This is a genomic window from Acidovorax sp. (assembly GCF_034519795.1).
GTDB lineage: Bacteria > Pseudomonadota > Gammaproteobacteria > Burkholderiales > Burkholderiaceae_C > Acidovorax.
Genome location: NZ_JAXHOB010000031.1, coordinates 115,498 through 130,839 on the forward strand (window position 1 = coordinate 115,498; position 15,342 = coordinate 130,839).

Here is a 15,342-nt window from a genome sequence, read left to right on the forward strand (position 1 = left end):
GCTTGGCCAGCCCTGCCCAAGCGAAACTACAATGCCCCGAGAGAGGGTGGAATGGCCGCTGTGCTGCATTGATGCATGCACGGTTGCCAGCCGCCGGATTCCAACAAGAGGCGTACCTTCATTGACCGATATACCGCCACTGCCGATCGAGGCACGCCCCGGGCTTTCCGACAGCGAAGCCCGGCTGCGGGCGTTGTTCGAGTCGGCCATGGATGGCATCGTCACGATTGACGCAACGCAGCGCATCGTGCTCTTCAACAAGGCTGCGGAGCGCATGTTCCGCTGCGAGTCTGCGCAAGCGCTGGGCCATCCGATCACCCGCTTCATGCCCCAGCGTTTTCGTGGGCAGCATGCGGCCCACGTCGAAGCTTTCGGCGCCACAGGCATCACCACCCGCCGCATGGGCTCCATCGGGGCCATCAGCGGCCTCAGGGCCGACGGGGAGGAGTTCCCCATCGAGGCATCCATCTCGCAGGTGGAGATTGCGGGGCAGAAGCTCTTCACCGTCATCCTGCGCGACGTCACGGAGCGGGTCCAGAATGAGCTGCGTCTGCGCGAGCAGCAGGAGACCCTGGCCGCAGTGATCGATGCGGCCAGCGACGCGGTGATCAGCTGCGACGAAGAGGGACAGATCGTGCTGTTCAATCCGGCAGCCGAGCGCATTTTCGGGCGCACAGCCGCCAGCATGCTCAACCAACCGCTGGACTCGCTGATGCCTGAGCGCTACCGCAGCGGGCATGGCGCCGATCTGCATGGATTTGTCGAATCGAAGGTGACGCGGCGCGCCATGGGCGCTGGCCGCGTCAAGGGGGTGCGTGCTGACGGAGAAGTGCTGGAGCTGGAGGCCTCCATTTCACGTGCGGTGGTCAACGGCAAGCTGACCCTCACCGCGATCCTGCGTGATGTCACACAAAGAGCCCGGGCAGAGGAAGCACTGCTGCGCTACCAGAGTGAGTTGTCGGATCTGGCGCAACGGCTCATGCACCAGGAGAAGGAGACGACACAGCGGCTCGCTCAGGCGCTGCACGACCAGCTCGGTCAGACGCTCACCGCGATCCGGCTCACATTCGATGCAACCCCCCTGGGGGCCCAGGATGTTCAGGCCACCGGGAGGTTCCGGCAGCAACTGGGTGGGCTGATTGACCAGGCGATCCGGCAGGTGCGTCAGGTGCTGGTGGACCTGCGCCCTCCATTGCTGGACGATGACGGGCTTGCAGCAGCCCTGGACAATGAATTGAGGTCGCGCGACCTCACCCTTCCCGGCATCGACCTGTTGCTGGAAGTCGAGCCCGAGGTCGCGCGCATGCGCTGGCCAGCCGATGCAGAATACGCAGCCTTCATGGTCGCACGGGAGGCCACCTCCAACGCCGTACAGCATGCGAAAGCCACCCTTGTGAGGGTTGTACTCACAGGGGATGAAAACCAGTTTCGGATCGAGGTCATCGACGATGGGCAGGGCTGGCCCCTGGATACACAGATCGCGCGCCCGGGGCACCTGGGCGTGGTCGGCATGCGTGAACGGGCCCTTGCCACGGGCGCCCGCTTCAGTGTCGCGCCGAACCCCGCAGGCGGCACCATTGTGCGGCTGGTTTGGGGAGGCTGCCGATGAGCAGACTCTATCTGGTGGATGACCACCTCATGGTCCGGGAGGGACTGCGGGCAGTGCTGCAGATGGCCGGCCACGAAGTCGTGGGCGAGACGGCGGATCCCACCGTGGCCGTTGCCGACATCCTGCGGCTGATGCCGGAGGTGCTGCTTCTGGACTTGAGCCTGGGGGGGAGGTCAGGATTCGAAGTCCTGGCCGACTTGCAGCGCCGCTCGCTGAGCGTGCGCACCGTGATGCTCACCATGTCGGCGCAGCCCCAGCATGTGGCCGAGTCATTGCGCATGGGGGCTGCGGGTTATGTGCTGAAGGGCGCGCCCTCCAGCGAGGTGCTGCGCGCGATCGAGGTGGTGTTGCAGGGGCGCCGCTACCTGGGCCAGGAAGTGGCGGATCTGGCCGTGCAGGCCCTTACGGCGGATACCGATGTCGACCCTTTCGCGGCGCTGTCACCGCGCGAGCGGCAGATCGTCGTCATGGTGGTCACAGGGCTGTCCAGTGCTGCCATCGGCCGAGAGCTGCACCTCTCGCCCAAGACCGTGGACACCTACCGCAGCCGCCTCATGGGCAAGCTGGGAACCTCCAATGTGACCGCGCTGGTGCGACTCGCCATGCGCCATCAATTGCTCGGGACAGACGCGCAATAGTCCGCATTGGGGGCTGCCACCCATCGGTGCGGTTGCCGGATGGGGCCTCTGAAATCGGCTGCGAGAGATGCCGGCGTGCAAGCGCGTGTCGAGCTTCCCCCCACCCAGTCCATCAAGACTTCCCCACATACCGGGCGGCCGGCAGTTCCTACACTGAACCATCTGGAGCGCGACCTGCTTGCTCCCGGTTCCCCTGCAAGGAAACTTATGGCCGAGCAACACACCATCTCTATCGACGCACACTGCGCCCACACGGCTTTCGGCAGTGAGGTGGTCGGAATGCTGCTGCAGGCCATGCGGGAGTCACCCGCTCCGATGATGCTCACCGAACCCGACGGATGCATCCTCAAGGTGAATGAGGCGTTTGAATGCGCCACGGGGTATGCCATGGACGAACTCGTCGGGCGCACCCCGGGCCTGCTGCGATCGGGGCTGCAGGGGCGCAGCTTCTACAGCACCATGTGGGCGTCGCTGGGCAGCCAGGGGCGCTGGCAAGGCGAAATCTGGAACCGCCGCAAGGATGGCCAGCTGTCGCAGGAGTACTTGACCATCGTCACCCTGCGCGGGTCGGATGGCGTGGCCGCATACCATCTGGGCACCTATGCCGAGCAAGCATCGCAACAGATGGGCAGCGGACGTGTGAGGCGCGATGCCGCCACGGATGCAACCACGGGCTTGCTCAGCCGCAAGGCCTTCACCGAGGCCGCCGATCTTCTCAGCGAGAAGTCGCCCCTGGTCCATGTGCTCGCGCTGGACATCGATGGCTTCACGGAACTCAATGAACTGCACGGGCTGGAGTCGGGTGACGCAGTGCTGCGCCAGATGGCACTGCGGTGCACGGAGGTTGCGGCCGCCGATGGCCGGCCTGCGGTGGTCGCTCGCGTAGGGCCCGATGAGTTCGCCATCGCGCTGGCAGACCCCCATGCGGGGGGCGGTGATGCGGTTCAGTCGTTTGCATCGCGCCTGTATGCGAAGACGGCGCTGCCCTTTGATCTCGGCGAGGGAAAGCACATCCAGATCTCGGTCAGTGTGGGCTTGTCATCGTTGGCGCAGGGGTGTGCAAGCGCTGCCGAAGCACTGCTCCATGCATCGGCGGCCCGCCAGGAGGCCGTCCCGGGGTTGCCCACGCTGCAGTGCTATGAGGCTCAGGATGGACAGCGCCGCATGGCGCTCGCGCTGCGCGATGCGGTGCGCCTGGAGCAGATCACCGTAGCCTATCAACCCAAGGTAAATCTGGCTTCCGGACAATTGTCGGGCGTCGAGGCATTGGCCCGCTGGGTGCTGGCCGATGGCAGCAGTATCTCCCCTGCTGAGTTCATTCCTCTGGCGGAGCGCCGTGGCCTGATCGGACTGATTGGCGACAGCGTGATGGAGCAGGCACTGGCGCAGATCGCGGCCTGGCTGGCGATGGGGCTGGCTGCGCCCGTGGTGGCGGTCAATTTTTCTGCGCTGCAGTTCCAGCGGCAAAACTACGTGCAGCATGTTGCGCTGGCGCTGGACCGCCATGGGATTCCTGCCCGGCTGCTCGAAATCGAGCTGACCGAATCATTGCTGTTCGGCGATATCGATGCCGTAATGCTGTTGCTGCAGTCATTTCGCAACCTTGGGGTTGCGCTGAGCATCGACGACTTCGGCACGGGCTACTCGTCGCTGGCCTACCTGCGCCGCTTCCCGGTGCAGTACCTCAAGATAGACCGGCAGTTTGTCGCGGCGATGGAGGACGACGCCAGTGCCTGCGAGATCGTGCGCCTCATTGTGGACATGGCGCACCGGCTGAACCTGCGCTGCATTGCCGAAGGCATCGAAACCGAGGCCCAACTGAGGTTGCTCCAGTCCATGGGGTGCGATGAAGGGCAGGGCTTTTTGCTTTCTCGTCCCCTGGACACCCATACGATGCAGGCCGTTCTCGAGGGCTGCCTGCCCTGGGCACCGCTTTTTGAACCGGGGCCTGTGGAATTGGAGCAGGTTGATATGGATCAAGGTGCCCCTGGGCACTGCACACCAAAATCGTCCAATGCACGTTGCAATGGCGACGTTGCCAATGTTCCATTTCCTGAAGGGCATTTCCAAGACATGCGAGCCGCAGCCGACATCTCGGGCGCCGCCTACCCGTGCCCTCATGAAGCAGCGCAGGCCCCTGGGCCCCTGAGGAGTGGCATGTGCCAGACAGGCTGAACGCCGTCAGGCAGAAAACTGCGCCCTGCAGGGTTCTGACCGTGCTGCCGACCCGTCAGCACAGGCAAGCGGTTCAGGCGGTTTGCCGGGTGCGCGATCCCGGCTGCGTCATCACCGACGTACCCAGCGTGACGGATGCGGTGCTGGTGCTCTTGAGCGACCCCGTCGATCTTATGGTGGTGGACATGGGGTTCGCGGGCGACATGTTAGGAGTGCTCCAGCACCATGCTCGCCGTTCCGCACCCAGAGCGAAGGTGGCCTTGTTCAGTACAGAGCCGCTCTGCGCGAGCAACGCGGCCACCGGCGATCTGTCGCAAGGGCATCCCTGGTCGGACATGGAGACGATCCTGGATCGCTTGCTTCAGGATGCCTGAGCAAGGCGCTGTGGTGGAAGTTGTGCTCCCGTGGTTCAGGCTGCGCGCAGGGCGCCTCGTGCTTTCAGCGAGAGGCCAAAGGCAGGCCCGACCACAGCTCATTGAGGTCCGGAAATTTCCATTGGTCCGGGTCTTCGCGCGCCACGATCTTCTCCATGCAGCTGGGGGCTGCCAGGTCCACCACCTCGGGCGGGATGCGCATGTCCGATTTGGTTGAGAAGAACACCTTGACCTTGGGCGAGATCAGCGACTGCTGGCCCTGCTCGGTGACCACGCCGATGCGCCCGGACGTCAGCCGCACCAGCGAGCCCACCGGGTAGATGCCGATGCTCTTGACGAAGGCCTGGAACAGACGGGGGTCGAAGTGCCCCTTGGTCCATTCGGCCATGCGGCGCAGCGATTCGGCCGGGTCCCAGCCGCGCTTGTAGGGGCGGTCGGAGGTGATGGCGTCGTACACATCGCAGATGGCGGTCATGCGGGCAATCAGGCTGATCTCCTCGCCCTTGAGCTTGTCGGGGTAGCCTGAGCCGTCCATCTTCTCGTGGTGGTGGCGGCAGGCATCGAGCACCGGGTCCTCCACGCTGCCGCCTTCCTTGAGCATGAGGTAGCCCTGGACCGGGTGGCTCTGGATCACTGTGAACTCCTCATCCGTGAGCTTGCCAGGCTTGTTGAGCACCGCCATCGGAATGGCTGCCTTGCCCAGGTCATGCAGCAGCCCGGCCATGCCGGCGCTGCGCGTGTGCTCTTCATTCAGGTTGATCTGCTTGGCCAGTGCCACCATCAGGGCACACACCGCCACCGAATGCATGTAGGTGTAGTCGTCGGCCGTCTTCAGCCGCGCCAGGCTGATCAACGCGCTCGGGTTGCGCGTGACGGAGTCGGAAATCTCTTCGACCAGGCTGCGGGCGTTCTCCGAGTTGACCGCCTTGCCCATGCGTGCCTCTTTGAACATCGAGACCACCGCCTGCTTGGATTCGACACAGATCGAAGCTGCAGCCTTCAGCTCGCTGTGCATGCTGGCAGGCGCCCGGCCCCGTGAGCGGCGGGGAGGCGGGGAGGGCGGCGGTGGTGGGTCCACCACCAGGGGCGGCATGGTGTCGAGCATGCCGAAATCGGTCTCCACCTGGAAGTCGGCCTCCTCGCGAGAGACGGAGCGCACACCGGCCGCCACGTCCAGGCCCTTGGAGGTGTCGATCCAGACCTCCTCGATGGACGCGGCCTTGATGCGCGCAAGGTCCTTGGGATCTTTCAAGACGAACTTGGCGCGCCAGAACGGGTGGTCCATCCACGATCCGCAGAAATCGTGCACATACATGCCCAAGGTAAGGTGTTGGATGCTGATGCGCTTGAGCATGGAGTTTTTCCTGTGGTGACCGCCCATCGGCAGCGATCAAGATTTTCAAGATGGAAGAAGGTCGCGTTCAGCCATGCCGGGCCTGCCCTTGGCTTGCGGTCGTTGCGGCATCGGGGGCCTGAGATTGAGGGCTCGCAGGGGAGGGCTCTCGATCTTGCGCATGGCCCTGGAAGGTCAGAGACTGCCGCCCGAGGTCCACGATTTCAAAGCTTTCCAGCCTGTCGCCTACCGGGGCAGTGAGCACCTGGAGGCTGCGGCCCTGGTTCAGTTGCAGCGAAACCAGGGTGCCCACGAAAGCGGGTACCAGATCGATGACAGCCTCCACCACCAACGCAGTCAACTGGTTCGCCTCTTTCACGATGAGCAGGCGTGCTTCGGGCCCGTTTGTGCCGGGAACGCCCTCCGTGGCAAGCCGCAGGTCCAGCAGGGGTACCAGCGTGCCGTGCCACTGGTAGTGGGTTGCGTGGGGCAGGTCTGGGTCCCCTGCGGAGGCGGCGCCCATCACGACTTCCTGGATGCCCTTCAGAGGTGTTGCCATGGTGCGGCCAGCCTTGAAGACCAGGTGGGCTTCTGTCGAGACAGGTGTCCCATCGCCAGAGCGGCTTCCAAGGCCATGGCCCAAGCCGGCGCCGCCGGGCGCTGGCGCCACGCGCTGCGGGTCTGCACCGATGGCGCCCACAGGCATGGCGCTGAACAGTGCGGCAACGGAGAGCAGTTGTATGGGGCGCCCGGTGGCGTCGCTGGGATCGGGGGCCACGCTGGCACCCAGCGCGGTGCCCGCAGGCTGCAGCCGGTGCGACTCGAACCGCTGTACGGCCACGAAATGGTCCACCAGTATCCCCAGCGCTTCGCCTGCCGTGCGGACCACCAGCAGCCAGGGTTCGGGCGGGGTGTCGGGAGAAGGGGGCTCCAGCCCCAGTGCCTGGTGGATGCGTACCACGGGTACCTGGCGCTTGCCCCAGGTAAAGACGCCTTGCAAGCCCCTCGCCAGACTCGGCAGTTTTTGCATGGCCGGGGCCGGCATCAAAGTGCCCACCGACTGCACCGGCAGGGCAAATCGCAATCCACCGAGTTCGACCACGACATGGGTCTCCGTATGGGTCGGGCGCGCATCGCCGATGCGGCTTTGCTGGTCGGGCGGGCTTTCGGATGCTGAAGAGGTATCCAGTGCCTGGCGGATTGCTGGCTGCTCCTGCACCCAGACCTGGGTCTGCTGCAAAAGATGCTCTGTATCCAGCAGGGGGAAGGGCTGGTCGAACCCGGGTACCTGCAAGACACTATGGAACAGTTCGTGCGCAGCGCTTGCATGGTGCACCCGTTGCACGGCGCCAGACTCGACCAGGGCGATACCCACCGTCCGTTCAATGGCGATGCCCGTCACCCGCCCCGCCTTCTGCAGCATCAGCACCTGGGCGGGGGCTGGGGTATCGCCCGGAGGCTGCAGGCTACCCCAGCAGGCCAGATCCACTACGGGCACCACCTGTCCCCGGTGTTCGAAGACGCCCAGGAGCGCGCGCTCGCTGCGCGGCAAATGGGCCGCCGATCCAGCGAGCTGCAGCGCCTGACCCACCTCGTCGGCCGACACGGCCAGGGTGATGCCTGCCGCGCGGACCATGGCGTAGCGCATGGCCGAGCGTGGCGAGATAGAAGATGCACCTGACACTTTGTTCAACTCCGATCTGCAGCGCCATGCAACTCGGACAGCAACTGCGCCGCGCTGTGCGTCGCCTGGGCCTGCTGCGCCGATGCCTTGTGGATATCTGTCATGGCGGCGCAGGAGTTGCCCACGGCGCGTGTGATGCGTGAAAACACCTCTTCGACCTGCTCCGAGAGCCGGCTGCCCTCTTCGATGCGCAGCAGGGTTTCGGTCATCAGTTGGCTGATGCCCTTGGTCGCGGCGGAGGATTTCTCTGCCAGCTTGCGAACTTCGTCGGCCACGACCGAAAAGCCCAGTCCGTGTTCTGCGGCACGGGCTGCTTCAATGGCGGCATTGAAGGCCAGCAGATTCGTCTGACTGGCAATATCGCGGATGGTGTCCACAATATCGTTGACGCTGCGCGATGCATTCTGTATCTGCCTTGTCGCCTCGCGGGAGCGCTCCAGCAGGGCCGTGCCGCCAGACGCTTCTTCCTGGGCCGAGAGCGCAAGCGCAAGCGACTGCTGTGAGCTGCTGGTGATGCCATCGGTAGAGTCCGACAGTTGTTCCAATACCGCAGATATCGCGGGGACTTTTTCGCGGATGGTTTGTTCCCTGTGGACCTGTTCGGTCACGTCAATCGCGAACTTGACGACCTTGTAGGGGTTGCCATCCGCATCCAGGATGGCGTTGTAGGTGGCCTGGATCCAGACCTCTGCCCCATGCTTGCCCATCCGCATGTAGCGTCCGCTCTGGAACTGGCCCAGCGACAGATCGGCCCAGAAGTTGCGGTACTCGGCCGACTTCACCAGCTCGGGCGTGCAGAACATGCTGTGGTGCTGCCCCTTGATTTCCGGCAGCGTGTAGCCCAGGGCGCGCAGGAAGTTGGGGTTGGCGTCGATGATGGTGCCCTGCATGTCGAACTCGATGACCGCCTGCGAGCGCGACAGGGCATCGAGCTTTCCCTCGAATTCGCTGCTGCGCAGCTTTTCGGCCGTGATGTCCGTGGCGAACTTGACCACGCTTTCCGGCCTGCCGTCAGCGTTCAGCACAGGGATGTAGGAGGCCTGTATCCAGACCTCCTTTCCATGCCTGTCCAGACGCCGGTATTCGCCCGCATCGAAATCGCCCCTTCCCAGCCGGTCCCAGAAGAGGGCGTATTCGCGCGACTTGGCAAAGTCTGGCGCGCAAAACATGCGGTGGTGCTGCCCCTGCACCTCCTGCAGCGAGTAGCCGAAGGTCCGCAGAAAATTGTCATTGGCATGCAGGACCCGGCCATCGAGCGCAAACTCGATGACGGCCTGCACGCGGTTGATGGCGGCGTACAGCGCCTGCGTGCGCGGGCCCTGGTCCGCAAGCAGGAAATCTGAGGTGGCGGTGGGGGTGGAGGTCATGAAGAAGCCCTTGGGAGGTGGATTGGTCGGGTGAGCCGCTCCCTCTGGAGTCGGGCAAAAGGTACATGACCGGGCTTGCTTTTCTGGCCGCTCGACCCCTGCTGCGGCTACTGCCGAAACCGGGGTTCGACGCGAACCATGGGGCGGCCGGTCAGAAGCTTTCCCATTCGTCGTTGTTGCCTTGCGCAGGCTTGCTCGTGGCCAGGGCGGGGCTGGTCCGCAGCGGTGCCGGGCCTGCCAATGGCTTGGCCTTGGCCTGCGTCAAGCTGCCGTTGCTCTTGGGCAGTGCCTTGCGCTGCAACGTGGTGGGGCGCGGCGCGGGGGTGGCCGGGCGGGGCGCTGGGGCCGGCGCGCTGCGGGCGCTGGCATCCAGCTTGAACACCGCCACCGCGTTAACCAGCTCGCCCGCCTGGCCGTTCAGGCTGCTGGCTGCTGCCGCCATTTCTTCCACCAGCGCTGCGTTCTGCTGGGTGGCCTGGTCCATCTGCGTGACGGCTTCTCCCACCTGCGCGACGCCTGCAGCCTGCTCGCTGCTGGCAGCACTGATCTCACCCATGATGTCCGTGACGCGACGGATGGAGGCGACTACCTCGGTCATGGTGGTGCCGGCCTTGTCCACCAGCAGGGTGCCTTGCTCCACGCGCTCGACGCTGGCGGTGATCAGGCTCTTGATTTCCTTGGCCGCTTCGGCGCTGCGCCCGGCCAGGCTGCGCACTTCGCTGGCCACCACGGCAAAGCCCCGGCCCTGTTCGCCCGCCCGGGCGGCTTCCACGGCGGCGTTCAGAGCCAGGATGTTGGTCTGGAAGGCGATGCCGTCGATGACCGAGATGATGTCGGCGATCTTGCTGCTGCTGGCGTTGATCTCCTTCATCGTCTCCACGACTTCGGACACCACATCGCCACCCTGCACCGCCACCGTGGAGGCGTTGATGGCCAATTGGCTGGCTTGTCGGGCGCTGTCCGCGTTTTGCTTGACGGTGCTGGACAGTTCCTCCATGGAGGCTGCCGTCTCTTCCAGGGCGCTGGCCTGCTGCTCGGTGCGGCTGGAGAGGTCGTTGTTGCCCGATGCAATCTCTGCACTGGCCGAAGCCACGCCTTCGGCGTTCTGGCGCACGGCGCCCACGGTGGTCACCAGGCTTTGCTGCATGCGCTGCAGCGAGCTGAGCAACTGGCCCGTCTCGTCCTGGCTCTGGACCACGATCTGGCCGCTCAGATCGCCCTGGGCAATGCGATCGGCCGTGTTGACGGCCTGCTCCAGGGGTCGGGTGATGGAGCGGATCAGCCACAGGGCTGCCAGCGTCGCAAAGGCCACAGCCAGGGCGGCCGCCACGATCAGCACGATGCGCGCAGTCGACTCGATCTGCTTGGCATTTTCGGTGTCTTGTCGTGCGCCCTCGCTGTTGAGTTCCACCAGTTTCTCGAGGGTGGCAGAGGTCTTGTTGAACAACTGCAGGGATTCGCCACCCAGCAAGGCTGCCGCCTGCTCCTTGTCGTTCTTGCGCGAGGATTCGAAAATCTTCGCCGTGATCTCGACGTACTTCTTGCGGTCGGCGATGAAGTCGTCGTAAATCTTTTGCTCTTCGGGCGAGCTGATGAGGGCTTCGTAGGATTTTTTCAGTTTTTCCATCTCTGCCTGCAGCTCGCCCATGGACTTTTCGTGTGCGGCGGTGGTGGCTGCGTCGGTGGCCATCACGTGGCGCAGTTCAAAGAGCCGGGCTTTGGCGATGTCGGTATCGATCTGGTTCACCAGTTCCACGCTGGGCAGCCAGTTGTCGGTGATCTCGCGGGTCTGGGTGCCCATGGCCGCCAGTTGCGACCAGGCGGCGATGACGACGGCCAGCAACACGGCGACCAGCACCGCGAAGGTGCCCGCCAGGCGGGTGGAGATTTTCAGGTTGTTCATGGGGATGTGCTTCTCAAAAGGAGGGGCCGGGCTCAGCTTGGCGATGGAGCGTGCTGTCCGGGATGGCCTGAATTGGTATGCGCCTTGTCAGGCGGTCGCGGTGGACTCGACCAGCCCGATTTCCTCGTGGCTGAGCAGGGCATTGATGTCCATCAGGATCAGCATGCGGCCGTCCACGTTGGCGATGCCTTGCACGAAAGCCGGGTCCACGTCGCCCTGGGTTTCGAACTGGGGGGCGGGCTTGATCAGCTCGGGCGCCAGCGACACCACGTCGGCCACCGAGTCCACGACAGCGCCGATCACCGAGGTGCCGATGTCCAGGATGATGACCACGGTGAAGTCGTTGTAGGCGACCTCGGCGCACTGCAGCTTGATGCGCAGGTCCAGGATGGGGACGATGCGCCCGCGCAGGTCGATAACCCCTTTGATGAAGTCGGGCGCGTGGGCCATGCGGGTGGGCTGCTCGTACGAGCGGATCTCCTGCACGCGCAGGATGTCAATGGCGTACTGCTCGGAGCCCAGGCGAAAGGCCAGGTACTCACCGGGTACGGTGGAATCCAGTGCAGCGTCTGATCTTGAGGGGGTGGTGGAAATGGTGCTGTGCATGATAGAAAAGTGGTCTCTTGCGGGTTTTTCGTAATTTTAATGATAAAAATGATTTAAGCAAGCGATTTTTTCCATTGCCTAACGATAAATTCATATTTGCTACCTTTGGGTGATACCGCGGATGGCGCAGTCGAGGTAGAGGCCTATCCAGCGCTCACCTGCGGGCCTTCGAAAGGCACGCACGAGCTGTGCGGCACCGAGGGTGTCTCATGCGCAATGCGATGGGGCTGCGATGTTCAGGCGATAACCGATTCACAAGCCACCTGCCCGCTACCTTCTTGCCGACTTTGCGGCTCAGGGATGTCGGCTTATTCCAGCTCGGCCGGCATGGTCTCGGTGGCTCCGCGCGCGGGCAGAATGATGTGGAACACCGAGCCGCCTTGCCTCACGTTCTCGGCGTATATCTGCCCGCCCAGGGCCTCGACTATCTTTTTGCAGATGGCCAGGCCCAGGCCTGTTCCTCCCGAGCCGTCCTTGGTCTTGCTGGACTGCTTGAAGGCCTCGAAGATGGCGCCGAGCTCGTCTTGCGGGATGCCTGGGCCATGGTCGCGCACGGCCAGCCGGATCTGGCCCCTGCGGTCGACCCTGCCCAGCAGGGTGATGGACGAGGCCTCGGGAGAGAACTTGATGGCGTTGGCCACCACGTTGCGGATGACCTGCTGGAACCGCACCGGATCGACCTTGGCCGTGAGCGGCAGGTCGCCCAGCGCCACCTCCAGGTGCAGCTTGCGCTGCGCCAGCAGCGGCTCCAGCTCGCGCAGCACGGGGTGGATGATGCCGCGCAGATCCACCCGCTCCAGGTGGAAGGTGCCGACGGTACTTTCCAGCTTGGCCACGTCCAGCAGGTCGTTGACCAGCGAGAGCATGCGTTCTCCAGAGCGGTGGATGTCTTCGAACATGCCCGCCAGCCGGGAGTCGGCCTTGCCGCGCAGCATGCCCAGTTCGGAAAAGCCCATGATGGACTGCAGGGGGGTGCGCAACTCGTGGCTCATGTTGGCCACGAACTCGGACTTGGAGCGGGATGCCTCCTCGGCGGCCTCGTGCGCCTCGCGGGTCAGCCGTTCGGCTTCGCGGAAGTCGCTGACATCCATCAGCGTGGAAAGAATACCGGTGGCCTGCCCGCGCCCGTCGGTCACCACCGCTTTCGTCACCCGCGTATCGCGCCACGACTGACCACCGTAGAGCACCCGGGTCTCGAACATCACCTGGCCGCCCTGGTTTTGCAATTGCCTGTCCGCGGTCTCGTGCACGGCGGCCTCTTCGGCGGGCAGGAAGTCCGCCAGGCGCAGCCCCATCACGTCTGCGCGCTTGCGTCCCTTGTATTCCTCCCAGGCGCGGTTGACCAGCACCAGGTGTCCCTGCATGTCGGTCATCGAGATCGGCAGGGGATTGAGCTCCAGCATCAGGCCGCGAAATTCCAGTTCGCTCTGGAGGTTCTGCTGTGCGATCCAGCGTTCGGTCACGTCCACAGCGCTTCCCGCGAAGCCCATCACTGCGCCATCGTCGAGCAGGGGCACCAGTGCCACGTCGAACAGCAGTTGGCGGCCATTCTCCAGGTGGAGCATGGCCTGGCAGTTGCGCACCCCGCCTGCTTCGCCGTTGGCAAAGAGAGCTTCCACCGCTGGCCTGCTGCCGGGCTCCACCAGTTCCTGCAAGGGGCGGCCGATGGCCGCGGATTCGCTGCCACCGATCAACGATGCCAGCCGGGCGTTGACGAAGGTGATGCGGCCGGCCGTGTTGGTGCGAAAGATGACCTCCTGCACGCTGCGCATCAGTACCGCCAGCTCGCGTTCGCTGTGGGCAATGCGTATCTGCGCCTGCCTGGAGGCGTGGCTGGCGGCCTCGCGGGAGCGCAGGCTGCGCCAGGCCACGAGGGTGAGCAGCAGCACTACCAGGGTCGCCGCGCAACTGAGCCAGATGTGGCCCTGGGATTCGGTCCACCAGCGGGTGATCGCGGCATCCAGCGGCTCCTCCACGAGGACCACGAGCGGTTGGGTCCGGGAGACGCGGAACGCGACGATCTGCGTGCCGCCACCCAGACCCCGGCCCACGTAGCTGCCGTGCTCGCGCGCGGGCAGGTGCTCGCGGAACACGGGCAGGTCGCTGGCCTGTGCGCCATGGAGCGCGGTCTCCTGGGATGTCGCCAGGATCTTGCCGTCGTACGATGCGATCGCCGAACTGAATCCGACCTGGCCTATGGCCAACTGCTGCTGATTGGCCAGCGCGTCGGGGTTGATCAGCCCGATCAGAAACAGGTCCTGGCCGTCTGGGGTGACGAATTTGCGCATGAGCGGAATGAAGCCCAGGCCCGCCGGGGTGGCACCCTGCGGTGCGCCGGCGCGCAGGCTGCCCACGCCCCGGCCCGCGATCCAGGGGCCCAGGGTGGTTTTGCCCTTCTGCGGGCGCGGCCCCAGCTTGCGCAGATCAATGCTGATCCCCGACTCCTGTGGCGAACTGCTGGCGATGACCAGCCCGGTGGCATCGGCCACCAGAACCGCACGCAGGAAGGGGGCGCCTGCCAGTGCCTCGCGCAGAAAGGCCTCGGTGCGCGGCAGGTCGGCCCCGGGGGCGTGCAAGGCGTTGGCATCGCCCATGGTGGCGAGGATGAAGAGGCCGCTCTCCACCGTGCGGGTCGTCTGGTCCTCGAGCACCCGCGCCAGGAGTTCGGCCTTTTCGGTGCCGGAGGCGATGGCCTTGGTACGGTCTTTCAGCGCTATCGAGGCCGTGGCCGCCAGGATACCTGCCACCAGCAGCAGGCCGCAGAGCAGCGCCGTGTTGCTGCTTTTGCGGCTGAGCTTCACCAGGCCCTGGGCATGGCGCCAGGGGGGGCTGCGGGTGAAGGTCTGTGCCATGTCAGCGCACAACGATCTCGGTCAGCCCGTGCCTTGCGGCCGCAGCATCGAGCCGGCCGTCACGCTTGATGCGTGCCACGAAGTCATCCACGGTCTTGAGCCAGACATCGTCGCCGGGTTTCACAGCATAGGCATAGGGCAGCACGAACACCGGCTTGGGTGGGGACACCAGGCGCGCCCAATCGGCATTGTCGAGCAAGCGGCGACTGTAAGGGAAGTCGGTCATGAAAACGTCCACCCGACCACCTTCGAGCTCCCGTTCGCGCGTGGCGGGGGGCGATATCCTCACCAGCTTGGCATGCTTGAGGCGCTCGCCCATCACGGGTTCCATGAAGGTGCCGGCCTGTACGGCCACCAGCACGCCGGGCTGGTCGATGTCGGCCCATTGCTTGATGACGGCATTGCTCTTGGTGGTGATGCCGTAGATGTCGCTGCTCAGGTAGGGCTGGGTGAACCTGAGGTGCGCCATGCGCTGGGGCAGCATGCCAATGGCGAACATGCCCACATCGCAACGGTCCGCCTGCAGGTCTTCGACCAGGGTGGCGAACGACGTCTCCACATACTCTACTTTCGCCTTGAGATCCTTGCCCAGTTCGGCCGACAGATCGATGTCGATTCCTGCCAGCTGCTGGGTGCGGGGGTTGCGAAAGGTGATGCCGTAGTAATCGGGCCAGATGCAGACGCGCACGGCATGTCGGGCCGAAACCTTTTCCTGCACCGGGCCGCCCACAGCGGGTCCGCAGAGCATCAAGCTGGCAAGTGCGCTTGTGAAGGCGATTCGAAGGATGAAGGGCATGGCGC

General features: G+C 64.6%; 11 protein-coding genes. 4 read left to right on the plus strand and 7 right to left on the minus strand.

What is annotated here, in order from left to right:
- Nucleotides 1-121 precede the first annotated feature (121 nt).
- From U5N23_RS30750 to U5N23_RS30765, 4 genes are all read left to right on the plus strand, one after another.
- Complete coding sequence (locus tag U5N23_RS30750) at nucleotides 122-1,609, plus strand: PAS domain-containing sensor histidine kinase (RefSeq protein ID WP_322596469.1); 1,488 nt, start codon at nucleotides 122-124, stop codon at nucleotides 1,607-1,609.
- Nucleotides 1,606-2,247 (plus strand): response regulator transcription factor, encoded by a 642-nt coding sequence (locus U5N23_RS30755; RefSeq protein ID WP_322596470.1) that lies wholly within the window; start codon nucleotides 1,606-1,608, stop codon nucleotides 2,245-2,247. Before U5N23_RS30750 ends, U5N23_RS30755 begins: the two co-directional genes overlap by 4 nt.
- A gap of 207 nt (nucleotides 2,248-2,454) precedes the next feature.
- Nucleotides 2,455-4,422 carry a putative bifunctional diguanylate cyclase/phosphodiesterase gene (locus U5N23_RS30760; protein WP_322596471.1) on the plus strand — a complete coding sequence of 656 codons (1,968 nt, stop codon included), beginning with the start codon at nucleotides 2,455-2,457 and terminating at the stop codon, nucleotides 4,420-4,422.
- Between the two features lie 41 nt (nucleotides 4,423-4,463).
- Nucleotides 4,464-4,796 carry a hypothetical protein gene (locus tag U5N23_RS30765; RefSeq protein WP_322596472.1) on the plus strand — a complete coding sequence of 111 codons (333 nt, stop codon included), beginning with the start codon at nucleotides 4,464-4,466 and terminating at the stop codon, nucleotides 4,794-4,796.
- 64 nt (nucleotides 4,797-4,860) lie between these two features.
- On the opposite strand, the gene U5N23_RS30770 is transcribed toward U5N23_RS30765, so the two are convergent.
- From U5N23_RS30770 to U5N23_RS30800, 7 genes are all read right to left on the minus strand, one after another.
- Nucleotides 4,861-6,150, minus strand: a complete 1,290-nt coding sequence (locus tag U5N23_RS30770; RefSeq protein WP_322596473.1) for an HD-GYP domain-containing protein — start codon at nucleotides 6,148-6,150, stop codon at nucleotides 4,861-4,863.
- A gap of 67 nt (nucleotides 6,151-6,217) precedes the next feature.
- Nucleotides 6,218-7,813 (minus strand): chemotaxis protein CheW, encoded by a 1,596-nt coding sequence (locus tag U5N23_RS30775; RefSeq protein ID WP_322596474.1) that lies wholly within the window; start codon nucleotides 7,811-7,813, stop codon nucleotides 6,218-6,220.
- A gap of 5 nt (nucleotides 7,814-7,818) precedes the next feature.
- The gene (locus tag U5N23_RS30780; RefSeq protein ID WP_322596475.1) at nucleotides 7,819-9,180 is read right to left on the minus strand and encodes a PAS domain-containing methyl-accepting chemotaxis protein; all 1,362 of its coding nucleotides are present in this window, start codon (nucleotides 9,178-9,180) and stop codon (nucleotides 7,819-7,821) included.
- Between the two features lie 151 nt (nucleotides 9,181-9,331).
- Nucleotides 9,332-11,083 (minus strand): methyl-accepting chemotaxis protein, encoded by a 1,752-nt coding sequence (locus U5N23_RS30785; RefSeq protein ID WP_322596476.1) that lies wholly within the window; start codon nucleotides 11,081-11,083, stop codon nucleotides 9,332-9,334.
- Nucleotides 11,084-11,170: 87 nt separating this feature from the next.
- Nucleotides 11,171-11,689, minus strand: a complete 519-nt coding sequence (locus tag U5N23_RS30790) for a chemotaxis protein CheW (RefSeq protein ID WP_322596477.1) — start codon at nucleotides 11,687-11,689, stop codon at nucleotides 11,171-11,173.
- A 308-nt stretch (nucleotides 11,690-11,997) separates the two neighbouring features.
- The gene (locus U5N23_RS30795) at nucleotides 11,998-14,541 is read right to left on the minus strand and encodes an ATP-binding protein (protein ID WP_322596478.1); all 2,544 of its coding nucleotides are present in this window, start codon (nucleotides 14,539-14,541) and stop codon (nucleotides 11,998-12,000) included.
- Between the two features lies 1 nt (nucleotide 14,542).
- Nucleotides 14,543-15,337 (minus strand): ABC transporter substrate-binding protein, encoded by a 795-nt coding sequence (locus U5N23_RS30800; protein WP_322596479.1) that lies wholly within the window; start codon nucleotides 15,335-15,337, stop codon nucleotides 14,543-14,545.
- Nucleotides 15,338-15,342: the final 5 nt, after the last annotated feature.